The following is a 20,629-nucleotide window of genomic DNA, read 5'->3' on the forward strand; positions in this document are numbered from 1 at the left end:
CTTGCTGGTGCCCATTATTTCCTTGGGACCCTCTTCCATTGTTTCCTTCCTGATTCCCATTATTTCCTTGGGACCCTCTTCCGTTGTTCTCTTGCTGGTGCCCTTTATTCCCTTGCGATCCTCTTCCGTTGTTTCCTTGCTGCAATTCTCTTCCGTTGTTCTCCTGTTGATTTCTATTATTTTCTTTTATTTGCTTCGGTTGTTGTGCCTTAGATTGCTGTTGTTCTATATACTCTCCCCTCTCGTTGCTTTCTTCTTTTACAGGAGATGCGTCCGATGATACATCAGAAGATGACTTTTGCTGTTCTTGATAAGACGGCGGTGCAGGTGGGGTAAGCAACTTTTTCTTCTCATTTTCTTGTTTTATATAAACGCCCGTTCCAACTCCTGCTTTCTTGGCATCCTCCCGTATTTGCATCGTACTGCTTTGATATTCAACTGTAATATGTTTGAACTCATATTCTTTCTTTAATTCCAGCATAGCCTTTTCCAACTGTGGTTCTAACGACTTGTCCTTTGCAATAGCTGTTAGCATAACTTGCTTATCATTCGTTAAATATTTATCCTCTTGACTTTGCTTTATAATAGTGCGTATCACATCTTGCAGATGCTTATTTTCCCACCGTTTCATTTCTTTTAAAATACGCCTTCCGTCATCATTACAAGCCCGCAAATCTATAACACGAAGATCCTTCGTAACGCTCGCCTCTAAACTTGGATTTATATCAACTGAGACGTAAGCAAACACCTTTTCTTCTGGTTGATTGTAGAAAAATAACAGCCCACATAGAAAACAAGCAGCAAGTAATGATGCCGGTTTTAAGAAATAAGGGATTGAAAAACGAGATGCTCTTTGTTCTTGTTCTTCAAACGAGATTTCCTCTCCAATCATGCAAGAATCCCCTTTTCTTTTACACGTAATAAACTCTCCATTTGGTGTTAAAACAACTACGCTATGCTTTTTTATATCCATCACAATTCCTTTATTCATCATGCTTTTCTCCTCTTATGTAATCAAGAATATATGTATAGTTGTTTGCAAAAATAATACACATTGCAATAATATATTTTCTATGTCTTTCCAACGTTTTACGACTTACCCTCACACGTGGTTCAATACGTTTAAGCGGTAACTTTTTCTTTCGGAACAGCTCCTCCATCATTTCCTCTTCCTTTATAATCATCTTTACAATTTCTATTAAGTGCTCTCGGGTGTCACGATGCTTAGGAGATTCTTTCGCAAGCTCTGAAAATGTGATTTTAAACTCAGCTAACACACTTTGAAAATGAAGAATTTCCTCCTTACGGTTACTATTGTCCATCTCTTTCATATACTCCGTAAGCGATACTTGCATTTCTAACATTTCCTCTTGCTCATCTTCTTTTAAAAAGACACGGTTATGCTTAGACTCCTTGCGTATATAGTCAATTACATCTCTTTTTATAAGAAGATCAGCAAACGCTAGAAAAGATTTCCCTTTTTTATATGAATACTGTTCAATTGCTTCGTTAAACGCAAACAATCCAATACTATATTCATCATCCTGTTCTGTAATATATCGGCGGCAGACAGACGAAATTGATTTTCTAATAAACGGCTGATACTGAACGATAAAGGCTTCCTTATCTTCTCCGTTGTTTTGTATGTTACATACGATATCTTCTATTTTCGGTTTTCTTAAGATCTTCATTACTAAACTTAACACTGGCGATCTCTCAGCCTCCCTCTGCTTTAAATAGAAAAATGGTCACTAAACAAGCGACCATTTAACCACATTTTGGTAGTGCTTTTCTTTGGTCTTTTCTTCTTGCTGTTAGTTATATTTTTCAAGTCTAACTTTTCCCAACGTTTTCTCTCGGTACTAAAGTTAATCCTATATTTTAAGGTACTTTCTTATTTTCTACCGTTCGTTTTGCTTATTCTTTTTCTATTTTATCGGCAATCCTTAAATAACTCTTCTCTATATCATTGGTAATTTCATCCTTTTATTTTGGACGCTCAACTTAATCTAGTAATTTTTATTAATACTTCAATATTCTTTCATAATCATTTTTCTTCTATCTTATTTTTCCACTATATATATTCGGAGGAATACATCGTTTTATGGGGGTCAAAAAATATTTTTATAAAAAATACATATTTATTTCAAAAATAAAAACCATTGATTTGAAAAAGGACCAATCAATGGTTTTATTATCATATCTATTAAATTAAGTTGTGCTCTCATTATATATTAGAAAATCAGCTATTTTCACTATTTCCTACCGATTTTCTCAAGCGTTACCTTTCTTGATTATCATAATATGTCTTATCTGCATATTTTCTATCATTTCCTTTTAGATAAGCTAAGATTACTTTTGGATTTTTAAGTAAAGCCCAGTCTCCATATGTATCAAATCTCCTGCATGAAGTTATCATTCCATTTTTAATGGTACCGAATTTCTTATTATTTCGCTTTCCCCATTCTTTTAACCGTTTCGCGAAATCTGCATCTTCTGCCATCAGCATGTTTTCATTAAATCCGTTAATTGCCATGAAATCTTTTTTATAGCACCAAAAAATCCCTACAGATATAGCTCCGTATTTAAAAAGTAAGGGGATTATTATTAACATTGCGGACAGAAATATTCCTAAAGATATTCTTTCGAACTTCCCATTTACCCCACCACCAATGTATTTACCTGAAGCTAAATATGTATCTACATTAGACAACATAGACTCTGTCATTATGGTATCAGCGTCTATAGTAACGATTATTTCTCCACTAGCTATTTTCGCCCCTGCATTTCGGATTTTAGATAAGTTTTTATCATTATTTTTTAATGTAATACAATGATAAGATTTTGCTATTTCCTCTGTTTTATCGGTGCAACGATTTAAAACAACTATAACTTCCGTTTGCTCTTTATATGCCTCTGATGCCTTTACAATTGAATCTAAACATTTTCCAATGTACTTTTCTTCATTATGTGCAGGAATTATAATAGAAAATTTCACATCTTTTTTCAAATTGCCTCCTGAAGGTTCGTTTGTCTCAGTCATAATATCCCCCTTATTTCATAAGATAAATATCTGTTATACATAACGTATATTAAAATTTATTAAGTTATATTATTAAAAAAGTAATTAAAACAATATGGACATCAAAAAGGCCAACAATGCAAAATTGTTGGCCTCTACTTTTCATATTCGTACCCTTTACTTCCTAACAACTGGAATCCACATTTCACCAAACACTAAACCATTTCTTTTTCCCATCTCAACCGTTGTATTTGGCCCACCAACATAGGCAAAATCTTTTGCATCTGGTAAAGCTTGACCAAAGGCGATGCCAGTCAGCTTATTGCTTAGCTCTTCAGCCGTTTTATCTTCACCTTTCACCACTAAGTATTCTCCCTTAGGAAACTGGATCACTCTAGACTCTTCTTCTATTTGTGCTTCTGTCATAACGCCAGCATAATACATCATCTTATTATTCACTGCTTCGCTCACAGAAAAAATGTATTCATTTGTAGCTAAAGCTTTTAAAGTATCCAGTCTTCCATCTTCTTTAACGGCCGACCAAAAGTCTTCCTTTTCTTTATTTATTCCCACAAAGTCTGTATAGTCACTTTTAATTTCAGTTCCAATACCTAGCACAATAAAGCTATCTTTTTCTTCAATCGTATAATTTTTCATATTCAAAACCTTCCTCTTTTTTTATTAATCAAACGATTTATCTTTTCATCTGATACGTTTATAATACCTTTAAACCATGTCAAAAAATGATACTGTTTAGGAGACCAAAATGAAAAAAGTTGAACGGATTAATACAATTATGCGGTATATCAACAACCGCTCCCACTTTACAATTTCAGAAATCATACGAGAATTTAATATATCACGATCAACAGCTATTAGAGACATTAGAGAAATAGAAGCTATGGGGATGCCACTTGTCGCTGAAGTTGGGAGGTCTGGTGGATATTTTGTCATGCATAATTCTATCCTACCCGTTGTTCGCTTTACTGATAACGAAGTGAAAGCTCTTTTTATTGCCTTTATGGCTACAAGAAATCAACAACTCCCTTATCTAAAGAGTCGGCAATCTTTAGCGGAAAAGCTACTAGGACTCATTTCAGAAACCCAGCAAGATGACCTTGTTCTTTTAAATCAACTTTTGCTTTTTGAAGGGACTAATCCTCATAACCCTGATCTACTTGAGCTTTCTGACCTTCCTCACCCTATGTTAGAAAAACTCATTCAAATCCTTCTTTTGGATAGATATTTATTGATTACTGTCAAAGAAGAAATCAAGTCTTATCCAATTTACCTATTACACCTTTATAAAGAAAAAAGCTATTGGATCATTGAAGGATTTGACTTAAAAGAAGAAAAGAAGCTGATGTTTCCTGTCGATGACCTCATCAATATCGAACCGTACACGCCCAAAAAGAGGTTACATAAGAAACAGATTTTAGAAAGACTGAGTAAGAAGGACGAAGCAATTAACCTTGTATTTGAACTTGGTCCGAAAGCAATTGCACAGTTCAAAAAGTACCACCCTTTCAAAGTTTCAATATCTTATACAAACCCTTACCAATCTACAGCTATTTTAAAAACATTTATCGATGTTCACAATTCCGATGAAGTGACAGAGATGACAAATTGGCTGCTTTTCCTAGGTAAAGATATTACAATTAAGGAAATGCCTGAAGAAGTATTAAAAGATTTACAAGAGCGGTTATGCTTATACACTCCATAAGCAGTGACTAGTTAAACCTCAAAATATTGAGTTTAGTTCGTTACCAGTTGCCCATATTTTCAAATACAATGAGTATAATACTGGTAAAAGACAAATAGAAAGAGCATATTTTGAAAAAAGTTTAATCAAAACATGCTCTTATGTCATCGAACTGCTCAACTAAAACAACGGCTAATCCACTAACCACCTCATATAATTTTTCTTAATAACCTTACTATAATTGGTGTCTTTAATGTCTCCTTTATTAATGAATTTTTGTGTTTCATAAAATTACTGATCTGTTTTCGCCTATTTGGAACCATTAACAAAGGTAATCTACTAGGATTAAACCACCCAATTTTTGCAGTTTCAGGTCCATTATTTATTGGCTCTCCTCCTAGTAATCTCCCTGAAAATAAATGTTGCATATCATCGTATTGAGGCTGGTGATATTCTCCTATTTTACGCTCAATAACAATTATATAGCCTGTTTCTTCTTTAGTTTCTCTTATAGTACACTTCTCTAACTGTTCATTTTCTTCTAGTCTTCCCCTAGGCAAATCCCAGATAGGATAATCATTTCGTTTAACTAGTAATATTTTCCCTTCATTATTATCAACAATAGTAAAGCACCCTGTGGTTTTTGTAGTATTTATTATAAATATGCTCTCCTTAACTTACCCAATTGCCAATCAACTAGTGTTTCTCTATATCTAAAAACTTTTCCTTCTCGCTGAATGAAATGGACCATATAAAAAGAAAAGCACGGAACCCCCCGTACTTTTCTAAACATATATATCATTCCGATAAATTAAGTCACCTCGATACTTACCCTAACTGACGTTTAAATGCTTTGCTAGCGAAAAAGTAAGAGATAATCATTATACCTATGCACCAAGTGAGCGCAATCCAAATATCGTTACCAACAGTTCCTTCATATAATAGAGCACGAATCGCATTCACAATTGAAGTGACAGGCTGGTTTTCAGCAAATGCACGAACAATTTTTGGCATCGTTTCGGTAGGTACGAAGGCCGAACTAATAAATGGAAGAAAAACGAGTGGGTACGAATATGCTGTCGCCCCTTCCATAGACTTCGCTTTCAGCCCTGGAATGATAGCTAGCCATGTGAGCGATAACGTAAACATTCCTAGTATCCCAGCTACTGCAAGCCAATCTAGCATATTCGCACTGGAACGAAAGCCCATTAAGAGTGCAACAAGAATAACCACCACGATAGTAAGTACATTAGCAACAAGAGAGGTTAATACGTGAGCCCACAATATCGATGAGCGCTTAATAGGCATCGTAATGAAACGTGCCATTAGCCCACTCTTTACATCCGTAAATAGTCGCACGGAAGTGTAAGCTACACCGGATGCGATAGCCATTAGCAAAATTCCCGGCAATAAATAATTTACGTAGTTTTCCGTTCCTGTTTGTATTGCGCCACCAAACACGTAGACAAATAATAGCATCATCATAATCGGTGTAATCGCTACTGTAATAATTGTATCCGGACTACGCATAATATTACGCATTAAGCGCCCTAGTAATACCCCTGTTTTGCTTTTCATTTACATCTCCCCCTTTTTACCGATAATCGCAAGGAAAATTTCTTCCAATGTCGGCTGCTTCTCGATATACTCCACTTTTGCTGGCGGGAACATCTCTTTCAGTTCAGTAAGAGTACCTGTCGTAATAATTTTTCCGCCATGTAAAATAGCGATACGGTCAGCTAATTGTTCTGCTTCCTCTAAATACTGGGTTGTTAGTAAGATGGTTGTTCCTCCACCAGCAAGCTCTTTGACAGTATCCCACACTTCAATCCGTGCTTCCGGATCAAGCCCTGTCGTCGGTTCGTCAAGAAAAATAACTGCTGGCGCCCCGATCAAACTCATTGCGATATCAAGCCGGCGCTTCATCCCACCTGAATACTGATCTGCCCTCTGATTAGCTGCACCAGTCAAGCTAAATCTCTCAAGCAAATTGTCAGCGACTTGTGCAGGATTGGAAACTCCGCGTAACTTAGCAACCATTATCAAGTTTTCTCTCCCAGTTAACATGCCGTCTAAAGCTGCGAACTGCCCTGTCAAACTAATACTTTGACGAACATGATCTGGTTGGCGCTTAATATCAAATCCGCAAATACTTCCTTCACCGCCATCTTGTTTCAGTAGCGTCGAAAGGATGTTGACTATTGTCGTCTTTCCCGCTCCATTTGAGCCTAGCAGCGCGAAAATTTCTCCACGCTGCACCTCAAAATCCACTCCCTTTAAGACTTCTTTATCTCTAAAAGCTTTTTTTAACCCTTTTACAGAAATCGCTGCATTACTCATACTTTTTCCCCCTTATAAAATTAAATTACCTGCACCCTCTATTTAGTACCACTGATAATCTGTATTACTTAGTAGCGGTTTAAAAATATAACTGAATAGCGATGGCGTTAGTTCACATTTATGACCAGCTAATCAGTCGGTATTACTTGCTGCATTTATTTTTTTCTCAATTTCTTCATAATACTTTCATTCAAATCTTCACGATACTTAGAAACATATGTTTTAGCGTTTGCCACTAGTTCGTCAGCAAAGGATGCCACATCTTCCCCAGTAATGTCTAGCACTTGTCTGCCTTCCGCTGCACCGGCTTCAAACAAATCGATTAATTCATACTGTATGTGCAGCATATCCATCCCGTTACCGGCTGAAAAATTCCACATGTAGTTTTGAATTTTCTTAAACACAAACTGATAGTCCTCTGGCAATGCTGCAACACGTGCCATCATCATTTTGTACTCTTTTTTATCACCAATTAATTTTTTGAACATTTCTAACATCTTATTTTCCTCCTTTTTTATAAAGCAGACAAGAAACTCTCCAAATATGAGCCGGAACATTTTATATTATGAAGCTAGTTTGACTTCAAGACGTTAATTTTTGACGATACAAAATCCCATTTTTTCCAAAACAATTCAAGTTCCTGACGTCCAGCTTCATTTAATGAATAAAACTTACGAGGTGGTCCCATATCTGATGGTTTCTTTTCAATATTCACAAGCTTTTTCTTCTCTAATCGTACGAGGATGGTATAGACCGTTCCTTCCACGACTTCAGTAAACCCAAGATCATTCAGGTGGCGAGTAATCTCATAACCATACGTTTCACGGCGGCTAATGATTTCCAGCACACACCCTTCCAGTGAACCTTTCAGCATTTCAGTTAAATTTTCCATGTTCTGATCCTCCTTTACCCCCTATTCTGTCTGACTTATATTCAGTATTACAGAGTACTAAGGCGAATTTTTTACTGAGTAGCTTTTTTGAATTCATACTATTCAGTATCACTTATTACATCTACATTGTATGACTAAGTAGCGATAGATGTCAACTAATTTTCAAATTTTTTCTAAAATCCGCAATTACCTGTTGTCTACTGAAAATATTTTGAGAAACAACACTACTCAGTATTGCTTATTACAAGTATATTGTATGACTAGGTAGCGATGAATGTCAACTCGATTTTTATATTTTTTCTAAAATCAACTATTTCAGAATGCGTATAAATATTAATTCCTTTTCCTTCCGTTTGCTTTAATAGTTCTTCTAACGCAAATAAATTATGGCCTGTAACTACAATAGCTTTACCTTCTACATGGTTTTGTGTAATTTGAACAGGCTCTGGCACACCAAAATGATTCGTATGTGCCTCATCTAACAACTCCATTACTCGTAAAGCTGATTTCCCAACTTTCATAGCCATATCAATATGTTCTCGTTCATTAAAGTTAGAATTTGTTAATGTCATATACAGCGCTTCTTGCGTTGTAGCATCTACAAAAGCATCCGTATAGCCTAACTGAGCAGCATGTGTGCGATAAGCCGCAATTCCTTTTAACCCAAACACAATCGTATCTGGTAAACTTGCAATTGTTTCATTTTTACCGCACACACCTATTACTTTACATCCGCCTGTTGGCGTTTGTTCACATTGATAACAAAACATATCATCCCACCCTCTCCCAATGATTGCTTACAAACTAAGGATAATACCCATTGAGAAAAAAGGATGTGATATCAATCACAATAATATATAAGAATTTGTGACAGTTCACATTGTCGACATAATATTCTTACTGTATCCTGATATTCATACTTGCACATGATTTATTTGCATCATATATCAGTGCACTTTTAAGGAATACAAATATCATATCCACCTAACATTTCACAAAATTTTCCTTACTGATGGTACAATTAAAGTTATGGAGGGATAATATGATGGTTTACTACAGAACACTGTTTCTTATACTCGGTATTGCAGTATTTCTGTTTCTTATGGCTGGGTCACGAAAAATTAGAAATAAAAATCTTTCATTCGTATTGATCGCTTTAGGGATAAATATACTTGTAAGCCCAATGGCACTTTTTATAGGGGGGATGGCAACGGATTCTCCATATAGTACTGCACTTGATTTTTGGAAAGGATTTTTCTTTATTCAAGGAATACCTCTTTTCTTACTACTTATAGCTTTCATTTGGTGGCTTATTCGCCCGCCAAAAGTAATAGCTCCAAGGAGTATTGAAAAAGACCTTGAACAAAATAGTAAAAGCACTAAGAAAAAAAGGACACGAGGTCGTCCAATTACTGCCTTACGTATTGTAATTCCAATTATTTTAGTAGTAGGCTGTTTGTCTTACATTTTGTATTTACAGGACATTACACTTAAAAAAAGTCATTCTCCAAATAATAAAAATACGATTAAAGTAGTGAAAATAGATTCAGACTCTTCTCATGGTTCCTATCCCGTCAGAATTAAATACGGCTTATGGGAACATTTTGACATAAGTATTGCAAATGAGGGAGAACGTCTCGATTCCTCAAACGTTTTCGTAGATTGGAAAAACGATTATGAAGCAACGATAACACTACGAGGAAAAGAATCCGTACCTGAAGTTGTGGAATTTAATGTATCAAATAAATCCAATGGTCCTGTTTTTAAGAAGGTACAAAAAGTGGTCAGTTCCTTTACCTTTCAAAAAAGTGAATCTCCAAATTTAATAAATATTATCGAGCTTAGAGAAACAATAAAATCAAAAGGACCAAGTCCTAGTTCAACTGTAAGAATCTATTATGGGAAAAGAGGTAGCATTTTAGAAAAATATAAAGAGGTCACTCTTAAGGAAATGTATACGACAGACAACTTCAATATCAATTGGAGAAACGATGAACAAGTACAAGTAGAAGTAATAGAGGAAAATGTAGTAACGGCTACCATCGTGATTGATTTGTCAAAATGAATTTATTTTTCACATGTTATAACTGTGTTCTATCCGGCACACGAGAGATACATAGCATTTATAAATGAATAGATTTACAGACATGATGAACCGCCCCTTTCTTTACAATACATTTACATTATCTTAACATTGTTTACATTATTTATATGATATATTTATATAGAATCTACTTTATAAATTTCATGTACATTGTTATCTTTATAATCTCTGATTTAATTAATAAGAGATTATGTTATATTTTTATACCAGGGGTGAATGAGGATGACTGAAACTTTAAAAACACTTATAATGCTTGATGCTACTTACGTTGTTATCGCAATTATGACGGTACTGGTATTTGTATACTTGGAATTAAAATCTCAGTAACGTATGCGGACTTCGCATTTAAATATAGTTAGAAGAAAGCGAGGAGAAAATTGTTTCTCCTCGCTTTTTTTATTTCAACAAATCCAATGTATGTAGAAGTAAATCTCTATCCCCTACTCCCCCATGACCAGGCACTACTGAATTGATGTTTCCATATCGCTTCAGCACATTCTCAATCGATATAGACCATTCATTTACATAGGCATCTGCAACGTTTCCTAAATCTTTCGAGGACGCAGATTTAACTAAACAGCCTCCAGCTAAAATATTATATTGCGGTAACCACACGACGATATTATCTTCTGTATGTCCTTTCCCTGGATAAAATGTTTCTACTTTCATATTTCCAAACTTTAAATTCGTAATGGTTTGTAAGTCTCCAAGCGGTTCTTCATATCCACTTTTCTTTGCTAGTTCCGCAGTTAGTACTGTACTATGCGCTTTAATGCCTCTTTCTTTCAATGTTTTCATTCCACCAATTCGATCAGCGTGTGCATGTGTAATAATGACATCTGTTACGCGCTTCTGAAATTTCTTTTCTACCATTTCTATTAGTTCCTTCGTTAATTTGTCATCCCAAGAAGAATCAACAAGTACTAACCCCTTTGAAGTAGTAAGAACTAAACCGTTCGAAGGAACTGCTTCTCCGTTAAAATAACCTAACTCCGTATGAACCCATACATTTTTGTTTAACTGAGAAATCGAAATAGTTCCTGCCTCATTTTTTATTACTTTTTGCTCTAGCTTTTGTTCCGCTTTCACAGAAGAAATTGTACTAACAAATTGAGTTGTTCCTAGTAAACTAACACATACCCCTAATTTTAATAATGTATTCTTTTTCATTTTCTCCACCCTTTCTTTCAAACGAAATAGTTACTACCTATAATAGACAATTCATCTTCAGTGTTTGTTCCATCTTTTCTTACATATTTTTCATACGATTAATAAAAAGCGCACAAAATTTTGTGCGCTTTTTAACTTCCCTTTTACCATTCACGTTTTTTATTTATCATCATTTTTTCTTCAAACGCCTTCTCCAAATCAATTTCTAACTTGTTTGCTAAATCACATACATTCCAAATGACATCAAACATTTCTAAACCGATTTCTCTTTTTGCATCTTGTATTTTATCGCGCTTTAATATAACTTCCGCTAATTCCCCTAATTCCGCCATTGCATACATTGTACGCTCTTCAATTGTTGTATCTTGAAATCCTTTTTCTTCACTGAAATTTGATACATATCTCTGAAATTCCACAATATTCATACTTAATCCCCCTTCATGATACATACTCCATTTTCTATTACACTTATATTTTGTTAAATTATAACATTCATATTATACTTTATTTATAGTCCTTTAACGGAGGTGTTCTCAATGACTCTCTTCGCTTCCCCATCATTATTCATACTAGCAATCATTTCATTTGCACTAGCTTATTTCATCGGAGTAAAACAATACACTTGGCTCTTATCAGGATTCAATGAACGCCGTGTACCAGATAAAGATAAGTTATCAAAAATAGTTGGTCTTTATAATTTAACTGCCGGTGTTATCGCCACAATTGGTAGTGTCTTCTCTACTCCTAATGTCAAAATCTTAGTTCCTATCATTATAATTGGCCACGTTATCATCGCTGCTTATGTAAACACACGTATGGTGCATTGAAAAAAGATCACCCAAATGGATGATCTTTTTATAATTTATCAACATATTGCTTCGCTTCTAGTAAAGAAAAACCAAAAGCCTCTCTTACTCTCTTAACTGCTGTAACTGTTTTTCCTTCTTCCATAAGCTGGCGTAACTCTTTATTAATTTCAGGTTCTCTATCTATAATTCCCATTTCTTTCGTAATTAACTGTAGTCTATCTTCCATCCTCTTTAAACGCGCATCCGTTTTCTTTTCGATTTTATTTAATTTTTCAACGATATAAATAAACCCAAAGACCACTATCGGTATGATCATCCAAAATTCCATGACTATCCCTCCTTATTAGCTTTCATTTGTTTTATTTCACTAGATTATGTAAATTTTACCACAATAAGAATTTAATGTATAATAGTATTATACAACATCGTTGATAAACCTTTTATTTTAGGGGGACACTTTATGAAAAGATTTTTTAAGACGTTACTACAATTTGTAGTTCTTTCACTTGCACTACATGTATTATTTGATATCGTTGGCTGGCTTGTTTTCAATGCTCCAATTCAAAACAAACAAAGTATTATTTCCTTACTAACAATCTCATGGCTAATGTACATGTACCGAGACAAATTTTTTAAAACATTCACTTCAAATTAACGAAAAAACTTTATCGATAAAAGATGAAGTTTTTTCTTTTTCTCCCCATTTACTACTGTATAATAGAACTAACATTCTGTCTTTTTAAGAAAGGAGTCACTATGAACTTAAAAAGTAGCAATATATACGAGAAAATGAACCAATATTCCGTTGCAGGTTTAAGCCTTGCCGTTATACGTGATGGTAAACTAGATGAAACAACTGTATTCGGAACACTTGAAACTGGAACAAATAAAACTGTCACTACGAATTCTATATTCAATTCTTGCTCAATTAGTAAATTCATCACTACAATGCTCGTACTAACGTTATTAGAACAAGAAATTGTGCATTTAGATGAAGACGTAAATGATAGACTCACATCTTGGAATATTCCTACCAATCTATTTACCTCACAGAAAAAAGTCACGTTGCGAAATTTATTAAGTCACCAATCTGGAATCATTGATCCTCCTAATAGTTTTGGACATTATACATTTGCACAAGGGCGACCAAACATGTCTGAACTCCTTGCCGGTAAAACATCCTATTGCTCCGTACCGATAGAAATAACTTATAAACCGGAAAGTGAATTTCACTACTCTGATGCAAACTTTTGTATTATCGAACTACTACTTGAAGATATAACTGGAAAATCATTTAACCTTTTACTAGAAGAATATATATTTCAACCACTGCAAATGAAGAATAGTACCATCTTCTCTCCTGAAGACATAGATAAAACCGATGCTTTTGCTTGCGGGCATAATAAAGATGGCACCGTTACAAATGAGAAGTATCCATTCTATCCATTCGCAGCTGCTTCAGGCATTTGGACAACACCAACTGACTTATCAACTTTATTAATTGAAATCATTCATTCCTTACAAGGAAAGGGTAAACTAAAACTTTCTCAAAAAACAGTTCAAGATATGATTTCTCCTCAAGGTTGCTCAAAATGGACTGGACTAGGTGTTTTTCTAGATGATTCTAACGAAGACTTACAAATGTATTCACTTGGATGGGGCGTTGGATTTCAATGTATGATGGTAAGCTACCCATACCGAGGGAATGGCGCTATTATAATGACGAACGCTGACTTAGGTGTTCATCAAATGGAAGGGATTATTGGCGATGTTTTAAAAACGTTATCCTTATAATGAAAAGAAAGAAGCTGTTCCTTTCAGCTTCTTTCTTATATAACATTTTTCGCAACAATTTTTATATGTTCTGGTGCAATAATCTCCGTTATACTTTCTTGGAAATCTTCCTGCAACATTTCTTCAATATGTTCTAGCTGCACTTCAACATGTGTGCATTCTAAATTATGTATATTTAAAAGTGCATAATGATCTTTTTTCTTTATTACTAAATATTGATTTTCCTCTGTTACAAGTACAGAACCTAATCGTACTCCTAGTAGGCGTTGATCATCAAACTTCACAACCATCCCCCCTTACTTTATATGTAATAAAATAACATTTTATGTAATCCGTTCTTTATAAACTATATCACAATTTATTAAAATATAAATATCATTTTGCTTTTTACTAAAAAACCCTTATTCTTTTATATATTTCGATACAAAAAACTTTCTCAACATAAAATTAGAATTTTCAGTTTTTATTCTTTTGAAAATCTATTATAATAAAGTTAATAAATGTTTGACCTCTCCTAATTCATGTACATATGGATGATCAGTAGTCGCTGCTACTGATCTATTTTTTTGATTTCAGAAAGTAAATACGATGCATCCTTTCCTACACCACAAATAAGTGCAGAGCCCCTTTGAGATTGCCACGGTAAACCGATGTAATATAATCCTCTTACTGGACTTATTCCCTTTACATGGCTAGGAAATCCTTTCTCATTCACTACCTTTTCTATTTCAATCCATTTTATTTTTATATAATTCAATATCTAATCAAAATAAAAAAAGCAGTTTACTATAAAGTAAACTCCCCTTCATTCTATCTTCCCAGTCTTTAGCGCCTGTGCCCAATCATACCTTTCCTGTTGAACAGCCAATCCAGCTGCTTCTTCCCAATTATAAGAAACTGAAATTTGTTCAATTATCCATTCTCCCGAAACTTTTTCTATCACTACATATTTTGCATGCGGAGTTCCTGATTCCATTTTATGCACAATGGGTAATTCATCTTTGTACGCTGGAAGTCCTACACTCCCTGGATTTATTATGATTTTTCCATTTGCTAAATAAACAACTCTAGGAATATGTGTATGACCACATACTATTATTTTTTGTTCTATATTTTGGAGTTGATCCATTATATTTTTTTCACTCTTTAATACTGCACCATTCTCGTCCATCTCTTCTAGTAAATACACCTCATCTGAAGTTGGCGTACCATGACAAAATAAAATATCGTCTACAATATATTGTGAAGGATGTTGTTGTAACCAATCTATATGATTTTCTGTTAATTGATTTTGGACAAAAGTTAGTGTAGCAGACTGCCCTTGTATAGGTTCCCAAAGCATGCGATCACAGTTACCCTTAATATGTATCATCTCGTTCTTCATCAATATTTCAATTGTCCCTAAAGGATCTAACGGCCCATACAGACTATCCCCTAAGTTTATTATCATTTCAGCCTTGCGATGTTTAATATCTTCTAATACTGCTTTTAATGCATGACTGTTCCCATGAACATCTGAAATTATAGCTATTTTCATCTAAATCCCCACTTTACTATATTATTTATAAACATCTGCCGCCAATTCTCTCAAAACATCCACATTCACTACTTCAAAGCATCCATCGTTCTTTTTTATAATCTCTTTATCACAAAAAATATTTAATGTGCGCAATAAATGCCGATAACTTGTCCCTAACAATTCCGCTGTTTCCGTTAAATTCCCACTAAATACAATTCGATTCCCATGCTGCACCGCTCGTTCTCCGGCTGCTAACATGTAACTCGCAAGTCTGTTTTCAAGTGGATATAGTAAATTAATTGTACTATTTTTTGAAAGTCGGTTTAATTTATGTGCTAATGATCCACAAATACATCGTAAAAATTTCGCATCATGAAATAGTTGATTTCTCACTTTTCCTAAAGGCAAACCAACACAATATGAATCTGCCATTACTTGTACGTTTGAAGCCGTCTTTTGAGAATGAATTAACTCCACATCTCCTAACAGCTGCAAACTATCATAAAAGCATAATAATACAGATTTCCCGTTACTTAATGTATTAAACGCTTTCGCTTTTCCTTCAACGAAGAAAAACAAATAATCTATCTCTTCATTTTCTCTACAAATAAACTCATTCTTTTTAAAAAATATAAGTTCCATATACGGTTTCATATCATTACTAAAAAAAGAGTCAATGTTATTTTGTTTCATATACTCTGCTAATTTAATTGAATTACATATTTTCTTCATAGTCCCCCACCTTTACAACTCATCCCCATTGTAATCAAAATTTTCTTCCTCCACTATGACATATGTCATAGTAATACACAATTTCAGCATGATACAGTCATTACAAATATGAAATACAAAGGGGATATTACATTGTATAACTTTCTTTCTGTCTTTATTGGTGTGCTCATCGCCGTTATGCTTCCATTGAATGGGATTTTATCTGAGTTAATTGGCAAGTATACAGCAAGTGTTGTCATTCACTTTGTCGGTTTAATTGCAGTTATTTGCGTTTTAATCATAAACAAACATAAAATCCATTTTGATAAAAGTATTCCACTTTTTTTATATAGCGCTGGAGCGATTGGAGTATTCACTGTTCTTTTTAACAATATAAGCTTCTCGGTCCTTGGTGCCTCTATTACGATCGCATTAAGTTTACTCGGTCAATCCATTGCTTCCATCGTTATTGATCATTTCGGTTTATTAGGAATGAAAGTTGCAAAGTTTGAAAAGAAAAAACTAATTGGATTATGTTTCATCTCTTCTGGAATTATAATCATGACAATTTATTAATGGGGGCAAGAAAATGTTATATATTACGATCGCTATTTTAGCTGGTGTTTCTATCGTTGTTGCTAGAATTATTAACGCAAATTTAGCAAAGAAAATTGGGAATTGGGAAGGCACGTTTTTTAATTATATTACTGGCTTATTTTTCTCTATGTTATTTTTAATTTTCAGTTCAGATTCAATGTATATTCCAATGCATACGTTACAATCCATACCTATCGCTGTATATTTAGGCGGATTAGTAGGCGTTATCGTTATTTCATTATCGAACTATATCACTCCTAAAATATCAGCATTTTATTTAACGTTACTCATCTTTATCGGACAGTTATTTGCAGGGACTATCATTGATTTCTTCCTGACAAATGAACTCTCAACTGGAAAGATTATCGGCGGTGTTTTCGTATTAATTGGGCTTACTTACAATTTACTCGTTGATCGCCCTCTTAAAACTGTTAAGAATAGCCACGTTCAACTATAATACTTTACGCTTACCTATCATATATTAATAGAAAAGCTCTTCATACGAAGTAATAGAGAGGAGAATATTCTATTAAGAAAATTATTTTACTGCTTTGTAGCACATTGATTATTTGTGGAATCGTATGGTTTATAAACTCTGGAAAATCTATTCAAGATCTCTATACAGCAAATAAGCCCAAGAAAAAAGCTACTATTATTTCCACTCAAAGGGATCCAAATGAGCCCCCTGTCTTTTTAGGAAAACAGGAAATAAAAGATATACATGTCGAATCCATTAAAACAAAAAAGGATCTCTTCCTCACAAAAACAGATGAATTAAAAACGTTTATTAATAGTATGGATACCGCAAAAAAAGGAAAATTAACATTAGATGAAGAAGGATCAAATTTAATAGATTGTGATATGTGGATTACTTTCGAAGATGGAACTTATAAAAAATATTTCATATGGGTAGTTGATCATCACAATAACGAAGTGATGATTGCTCAGCAAGATACTCCTGATGATGTAAACCTAACGTACTATCAATTAAATGAAGATAGTTCCAAAAAAGTTTATAACTTATTTAAAAAAATTATTTAAACGAAAAAGTCATGAGCACGTGAGCTCATGACTTTTTGCACTATACATATTCAGGAAACACTTTACAACCCTTTTCCTGTTCTATATCATGTCCAAAGAAAATAATTGGTTTCTCTTTTGTCACAACTTCTTTTAAACGTTTAATTGAAGATAAGGCTAATTCCGAATCAAATCCCGCAAACGGCACTTCATCTTCAAAATTCTCTTTCGTATAAGATGCATCAATCGTTAATAATACAGGACCGTTTTTTTCCGTCTCAATTAATAATGACTGATGTCCTGGAGAATGTCCTGGTGTATACAATAACCGAACACCAGGTACCACTTCATAATCACCTTCAATAATTTTGTAGTTTAAATTTGGCAGTATACACTCTTTCAAATATTCCTCTCTATACTGTGCTGCCTCATATTCAGCACGTTGTATAATGATTGGCGTATTCAAAAAAGCACCATTTCCTCCTGCATGATCAAAATGCAAGTGCGAACTAATAATATATAGGAGATCATCTGGCTCATACCCTGCACGTTTTAAAATAGTTACAATTCTATCTTCTTCAGTCATTTTCGGTAAAATCTGTCCTTCTGCAAATGTACCGTTAAAAAGCCCTTCATTATTAACTGCACTTTCTGGCATACCTGTGTCTACTAAAATAGGACCTTCTTCCGTCTCCAAAAGATAACACCAAACCGGCAAGTTTAATAGTTTTCCCGGTGTTAACGCACTGTTAACAGACGAATGATCCAACATACAACGGCCTGCTGGGATGAAATAAAGTTTCTTTACTGTCATTATGTATCCACCTTTACATTTAGTTTTGGATAAAGTTCACAGTAAAAAATTCCCCCTGCTAGAAATAAACTCCTTCCCTTCCTTCACTGTTTCAGCTATTATTTTTGATTCATTCACAAATTCTCCTTACATTGTTAATTACTATTCATTATTTTCCTAAAAACCAAGCGTAATAAAACAACTGTTTGTATTTTGAAATATACAAAGGATGCACACTTAACCGAATGTTACATAAAAAAACGACTACCTACATGTTGAGAAAAGGAGTCGTTTTTTTATTTATCCCGCATTAACGGGCAGCCTGATTGGTGAGGGCTGATAATCAGTGGGGGATGCCCCCAGTTTCACTTTATTATTGCTCTTTATGTGTGGCGAGCTGAGATGATAAAAGGTAATATGCTATTGTTTTTCCACTGTAATATTTCCGTTATGTGTATTTAATTTAATTACATTTTCTCCTTTTCCAATAACAGTATTTCCATTATATTTATCAAGGATATTCGCTCTACCATTATCAACAGCAACATTAAATTGAACATTAGTTGGTTCTTTTTCAGTTTCAATATTTATTTTTCCATTGTGAGTCGTAAAATTGAGATTTCGATCCAGTTCATTCGTTTTCAGAGTAAGACTTCCATTTTTAGTTTGCCCCTCTATTTCACCTTCAACATGGTCTAGCATTATTCGTCCGTTGTTCGATTTCACATGAATATTTTGTGCCAATACATCTTTGAAATCCATAATTCCATTGTTTGTTTCCGCGATAATTTTTGGCGAATTGATTTCTCTTAATTCAACACGTCCATTGCTTGTATTGATATTAAAATTTGTTGCGTTTAGTTTTTTAGCAGAAACATAGCCATTATTATTGGAAACTTTTAATGATTCATATTGTTTTTCAGGTAGATACACATTTAATGTTAATGGCGCCCACACTTCAGAAATATTAAAGTTGAACCAACTCTGTTGTTTTTCTTTATAAGAAATAAGAAGCGTTGAATCTTTCTCATCCGTAGCTAATGTTCTTTTTACGTTTGGATTAACCTCACCATCTAATTTTACTTTCACGTTACTACCTGTTGTAGGGTTGATGTTAACACGAACATTATTCGTATCGATAATGACGCTTGACACATTATTATTAATGACCTTTTCTTCTGAAATTGGTACTGCATCAATTGAACGATAAGTGAATAAACTTCCGATAATACCAATAATGAAAATAATACCTGCAATGATTGAGAAACTCTTCTTATTTATCATGCTTTAAACCACCTTTTACTAGTGCTATATTGAACTTTAAATAACGAACAAATCCTTTCGTTGCTAGCTTCGTTAAAAATAACATAGCAATAACAATGAAATATCCAAGTCCACAAAGTGCTAAAGAAACGAAAAGATTAAATAACAAGAATGTATTTGGATGTATAATCGTATCAACTAAAACAAGTAATGGTGCACCTAAAAATGAGATACCTAGAACCCAACCTGAAAAAATCAATGCCGCTAATGTGATTGCAGGTGCAAGTACGATTAACAAATTGAAAAAACCTAATCCAATTACTGCCCAAATTGCACGAAAAACATTCCCTGTTGTTGCACTTGTTGTTACTTTCTCAATATGATAATCTGCTAATAACTCTTTGGCGATTTGAGCTGGAGAACCTAATGAAGCTACAATTTCTTCTTCACTTTTCCCTTCCTCTAATCCGAAAGTAAAATGTTCTTCATAATCTTTTAAAATATCTGCACGCTCTTTTTCAGATAATCTTTTTAGAGATGCATTTAATTGTTGTAAAAATTCATTTTTCGTCATTACTTACACCTTCTTTTATTAATTGATTGACACCTTGTGAGAACTCATTCCATTCCCTCAAAAGTTGGTACAAATACGTTCTACCTTTATCCGTCAGCGTATAATACTTCCTTGAAGGACCTTCTGAAGACTCCTGTAAATACGTTGTAAAATATTCTTCTTTAGTTAATCTACGCAGTAGAGGATAAACAGACCCTTCTGATATTTCAATTCGATTGGAAATACTTCGAACTAATTCATACCCATAACGGTCTTGCTTATCAAGTAAGACAAGAACACAAAGTTCTAAAACTCCTTTTTTAAATTGTACATTCAATAT

General features: G+C 34.1%; 27 protein-coding genes and 2 pseudogenes. 8 read left to right on the plus strand and 21 right to left on the minus strand.

What is annotated here, in order from left to right; translation table 11 throughout:
* The 4 genes from RTP99_RS27090 to RTP99_RS27105 form a co-directional block, all read right to left on the minus strand.
* Nucleotides 1-991, minus strand: a 991-nt coding sequence (locus RTP99_RS27090) for an anti-sigma factor domain-containing protein (RefSeq protein WP_396161875.1), incomplete at its 3' end; no start/stop codon positions are given.
* Entirely contained in the window at nucleotides 984-1,706 is a 723-nt protein-coding gene (sigI, locus tag RTP99_RS27095; RefSeq protein ID WP_000950303.1) for an RNA polymerase sigma factor SigI, read from the minus strand. The genes RTP99_RS27090 and sigI, both read right to left, overlap by 8 nt.
* 575 nt (nucleotides 1,707-2,281) lie before the next feature.
* Complete coding sequence (locus tag RTP99_RS27100; protein ID WP_000140996.1) at nucleotides 2,282-3,043, minus strand: glycosyltransferase family 2 protein; 762 nt, start codon at nucleotides 3,041-3,043, stop codon at nucleotides 2,282-2,284.
* Nucleotides 3,044-3,199: 156 nt separating this feature from the next.
* Nucleotides 3,200-3,679 (minus strand): GyrI-like domain-containing protein, encoded by a 480-nt coding sequence (locus RTP99_RS27105; protein WP_000801031.1) that lies wholly within the window; start codon nucleotides 3,677-3,679, stop codon nucleotides 3,200-3,202.
* A 109-nt stretch (nucleotides 3,680-3,788) separates the two neighbouring features.
* Between RTP99_RS27105 and RTP99_RS27110 the strand changes: the two genes are divergently transcribed.
* A complete protein-coding gene (locus RTP99_RS27110) occupies nucleotides 3,789-4,745 on the plus strand; it encodes a helix-turn-helix transcriptional regulator (protein ID WP_000755034.1) in 957 nt (318 codons plus the stop codon).
* Nucleotides 4,746-4,933: 188 nt separating this feature from the next.
* Here the strand turns inward: RTP99_RS27110 and RTP99_RS27115 are convergent, their stop codons facing one another.
* The 6 genes and pseudogenes from RTP99_RS27115 to RTP99_RS27140 form a co-directional block, all read right to left on the minus strand.
* Nucleotides 4,934-5,389, minus strand: coding sequence for an NUDIX hydrolase (locus RTP99_RS27115; RefSeq protein ID WP_396022310.1), 456 nt, complete (start codon nucleotides 5,387-5,389; stop codon nucleotides 4,934-4,936).
* Between the two features lie 163 nt (nucleotides 5,390-5,552).
* The gene (locus RTP99_RS27120) at nucleotides 5,553-6,302 is read right to left on the minus strand and encodes an ABC transporter permease (protein WP_000837838.1); all 750 of its coding nucleotides are present in this window, start codon (nucleotides 6,300-6,302) and stop codon (nucleotides 5,553-5,555) included.
* Nucleotides 6,303-7,064, minus strand: coding sequence for an ABC transporter ATP-binding protein (locus RTP99_RS27125; protein WP_000063317.1), 762 nt, complete (start codon nucleotides 7,062-7,064; stop codon nucleotides 6,303-6,305).
* 155 nt (nucleotides 7,065-7,219) lie between these two features.
* Nucleotides 7,220-7,561 carry a DUF1048 domain-containing protein gene (locus tag RTP99_RS27130; protein ID WP_000891984.1) on the minus strand — a complete coding sequence of 114 codons (342 nt, stop codon included), beginning with the start codon at nucleotides 7,559-7,561 and terminating at the stop codon, nucleotides 7,220-7,222.
* 74 nt (nucleotides 7,562-7,635) lie between these two features.
* Nucleotides 7,636-7,956: a PadR family transcriptional regulator gene (locus RTP99_RS27135; protein ID WP_000429483.1), complete on the minus strand. Its 321-nt coding sequence runs from the start codon at nucleotides 7,954-7,956 to the stop codon at nucleotides 7,636-7,638.
* Nucleotides 7,957-8,264: 308 nt separating this feature from the next.
* Nucleotides 8,265-8,726, minus strand: a pseudogene (locus RTP99_RS27140) (anaerobic carbon-monoxide dehydrogenase catalytic subunit); the annotation flags it as partial.
* A gap of 242 nt (nucleotides 8,727-8,968) precedes the next feature.
* Between RTP99_RS27140 and RTP99_RS27145 the strand changes: the two are divergent.
* Nucleotides 8,969-10,021 carry a F0F1 ATP synthase subunit B family protein gene (locus tag RTP99_RS27145; RefSeq protein ID WP_041184688.1) on the plus strand — a complete coding sequence of 351 codons (1,053 nt, stop codon included), beginning with the start codon at nucleotides 8,969-8,971 and terminating at the stop codon, nucleotides 10,019-10,021.
* 435 nt (nucleotides 10,022-10,456) lie between these two features.
* Here the strand turns inward: RTP99_RS27145 and bla2 are convergent, their stop codons facing one another.
* On the minus strand, nucleotides 10,457-11,230 hold the full coding sequence (gene bla2 / locus RTP99_RS27150; RefSeq protein ID WP_000742463.1) for a BcII family subclass B1 metallo-beta-lactamase: 774 nt from the start codon (nucleotides 11,228-11,230) through the stop codon (nucleotides 10,457-10,459).
* A gap of 143 nt (nucleotides 11,231-11,373) precedes the next feature.
* Nucleotides 11,374-11,655: a MazG nucleotide pyrophosphohydrolase domain-containing protein gene (locus RTP99_RS27155; protein WP_001028123.1), complete on the minus strand. Its 282-nt coding sequence runs from the start codon at nucleotides 11,653-11,655 to the stop codon at nucleotides 11,374-11,376.
* A 111-nt stretch (nucleotides 11,656-11,766) separates the two neighbouring features.
* Between RTP99_RS27155 and RTP99_RS27160 the strand changes: the two genes are divergently transcribed.
* Nucleotides 11,767-12,057: a DUF3784 domain-containing protein gene (locus RTP99_RS27160; RefSeq protein ID WP_000171754.1), complete on the plus strand. Its 291-nt coding sequence runs from the start codon at nucleotides 11,767-11,769 to the stop codon at nucleotides 12,055-12,057.
* Nucleotides 12,058-12,085: 28 nt separating this feature from the next.
* Here the strand turns inward: RTP99_RS27160 and RTP99_RS27165 are convergent, their stop codons facing one another.
* Complete coding sequence (locus tag RTP99_RS27165) at nucleotides 12,086-12,367, minus strand: hypothetical protein (protein ID WP_000397710.1); 282 nt, start codon at nucleotides 12,365-12,367, stop codon at nucleotides 12,086-12,088.
* Nucleotides 12,368-12,499: 132 nt separating this feature from the next.
* Here RTP99_RS27165 and RTP99_RS27170 point away from each other — a divergent pair, with 132 nt between their 5' ends.
* Both RTP99_RS27170 and RTP99_RS27175 read left to right on the plus strand, forming a co-directional pair.
* A complete protein-coding gene (locus RTP99_RS27170) occupies nucleotides 12,500-12,694 on the plus strand; it encodes a hypothetical protein (RefSeq protein WP_000819252.1) in 195 nt (64 codons plus the stop codon).
* A gap of 101 nt (nucleotides 12,695-12,795) precedes the next feature.
* Nucleotides 12,796-13,833: a serine hydrolase domain-containing protein gene (locus tag RTP99_RS27175; RefSeq protein ID WP_001050189.1), complete on the plus strand. Its 1,038-nt coding sequence runs from the start codon at nucleotides 12,796-12,798 to the stop codon at nucleotides 13,831-13,833.
* Between the two features lie 35 nt (nucleotides 13,834-13,868).
* On the opposite strand, the gene RTP99_RS27180 is transcribed toward RTP99_RS27175, so the two are convergent.
* From RTP99_RS27180 to yeiL, 4 genes and pseudogenes are all read right to left on the minus strand, one after another.
* Nucleotides 13,869-14,117: a hypothetical protein gene (locus tag RTP99_RS27180; RefSeq protein ID WP_000666946.1), complete on the minus strand. Its 249-nt coding sequence runs from the start codon at nucleotides 14,115-14,117 to the stop codon at nucleotides 13,869-13,871.
* A 266-nt stretch (nucleotides 14,118-14,383) separates the two neighbouring features.
* Nucleotides 14,384-14,569: pseudogene (locus tag RTP99_RS27185) on the minus strand (hypothetical protein); the annotation flags it as partial.
* Nucleotides 14,570-14,638: 69 nt separating this feature from the next.
* Nucleotides 14,639-15,370 (minus strand): metallophosphoesterase family protein, encoded by a 732-nt coding sequence (locus tag RTP99_RS27190; RefSeq protein WP_000684257.1) that lies wholly within the window; start codon nucleotides 15,368-15,370, stop codon nucleotides 14,639-14,641.
* 21 nt (nucleotides 15,371-15,391) lie between these two features.
* Complete coding sequence (gene yeiL, locus RTP99_RS27195; RefSeq protein WP_046647724.1) at nucleotides 15,392-16,084, minus strand: transcriptional regulator YeiL; 693 nt, start codon at nucleotides 16,082-16,084, stop codon at nucleotides 15,392-15,394.
* Between the two features lie 108 nt (nucleotides 16,085-16,192).
* Here yeiL and RTP99_RS27200 point away from each other — a divergent pair, with 108 nt between their 5' ends.
* The 3 genes from RTP99_RS27200 to RTP99_RS27210 all read left to right on the plus strand — a co-directional run bounded on the left by RTP99_RS27200 (nucleotide 16,193) and on the right by RTP99_RS27210 (nucleotide 17,701).
* Nucleotides 16,193-16,639, plus strand: coding sequence for a DMT family transporter (locus RTP99_RS27200; protein ID WP_041184689.1), 447 nt, complete (start codon nucleotides 16,193-16,195; stop codon nucleotides 16,637-16,639).
* Nucleotides 16,640-16,652: 13 nt separating this feature from the next.
* The gene (locus RTP99_RS27205) at nucleotides 16,653-17,117 is read left to right on the plus strand and encodes a DMT family transporter (protein WP_000965818.1); all 465 of its coding nucleotides are present in this window, start codon (nucleotides 16,653-16,655) and stop codon (nucleotides 17,115-17,117) included.
* An 89-nt stretch (nucleotides 17,118-17,206) separates the two neighbouring features.
* A complete protein-coding gene (locus RTP99_RS27210; protein ID WP_041184690.1) occupies nucleotides 17,207-17,701 on the plus strand; it encodes a hypothetical protein in 495 nt (164 codons plus the stop codon).
* 40 nt (nucleotides 17,702-17,741) lie between these two features.
* Here RTP99_RS27210 and aiiA read toward each other — a convergent pair whose 3' ends face one another.
* The 4 genes from aiiA to RTP99_RS27230 all read right to left on the minus strand — a co-directional run bounded on the left by aiiA (nucleotide 17,742) and on the right by RTP99_RS27230 (nucleotide 20,626).
* Nucleotides 17,742-18,494 carry a quorum-quenching N-acyl homoserine lactonase AiiA gene (gene aiiA / locus RTP99_RS27215; RefSeq protein WP_000216577.1) on the minus strand — a complete coding sequence of 251 codons (753 nt, stop codon included), beginning with the start codon at nucleotides 18,492-18,494 and terminating at the stop codon, nucleotides 17,742-17,744.
* 399 nt (nucleotides 18,495-18,893) lie between these two features.
* Nucleotides 18,894-19,757: a DUF4097 family beta strand repeat-containing protein gene (locus RTP99_RS27220; RefSeq protein ID WP_000608747.1), complete on the minus strand. Its 864-nt coding sequence runs from the start codon at nucleotides 19,755-19,757 to the stop codon at nucleotides 18,894-18,896.
* Nucleotides 19,747-20,310: an HAAS signaling domain-containing protein gene (locus tag RTP99_RS27225; protein WP_000164536.1), complete on the minus strand. Its 564-nt coding sequence runs from the start codon at nucleotides 20,308-20,310 to the stop codon at nucleotides 19,747-19,749. Before RTP99_RS27225 ends, RTP99_RS27220 begins: the two co-directional genes overlap by 11 nt.
* The gene (locus RTP99_RS27230; protein WP_001102641.1) at nucleotides 20,297-20,626 is read right to left on the minus strand and encodes a PadR family transcriptional regulator; all 330 of its coding nucleotides are present in this window, start codon (nucleotides 20,624-20,626) and stop codon (nucleotides 20,297-20,299) included. The genes RTP99_RS27225 and RTP99_RS27230 overlap by 14 nt, the downstream gene beginning before the upstream one ends.
* Between the last annotated feature and the right edge of the window lie 3 nt (nucleotides 20,627-20,629).

Source organism: Bacillus sp. (in: firmicutes), assembly GCF_031983925.1.
GTDB classification, from domain to species: Bacteria; Bacillota; Bacilli; order Bacillales; family Bacillaceae_G; genus Bacillus_A; species Bacillus_A pacificus.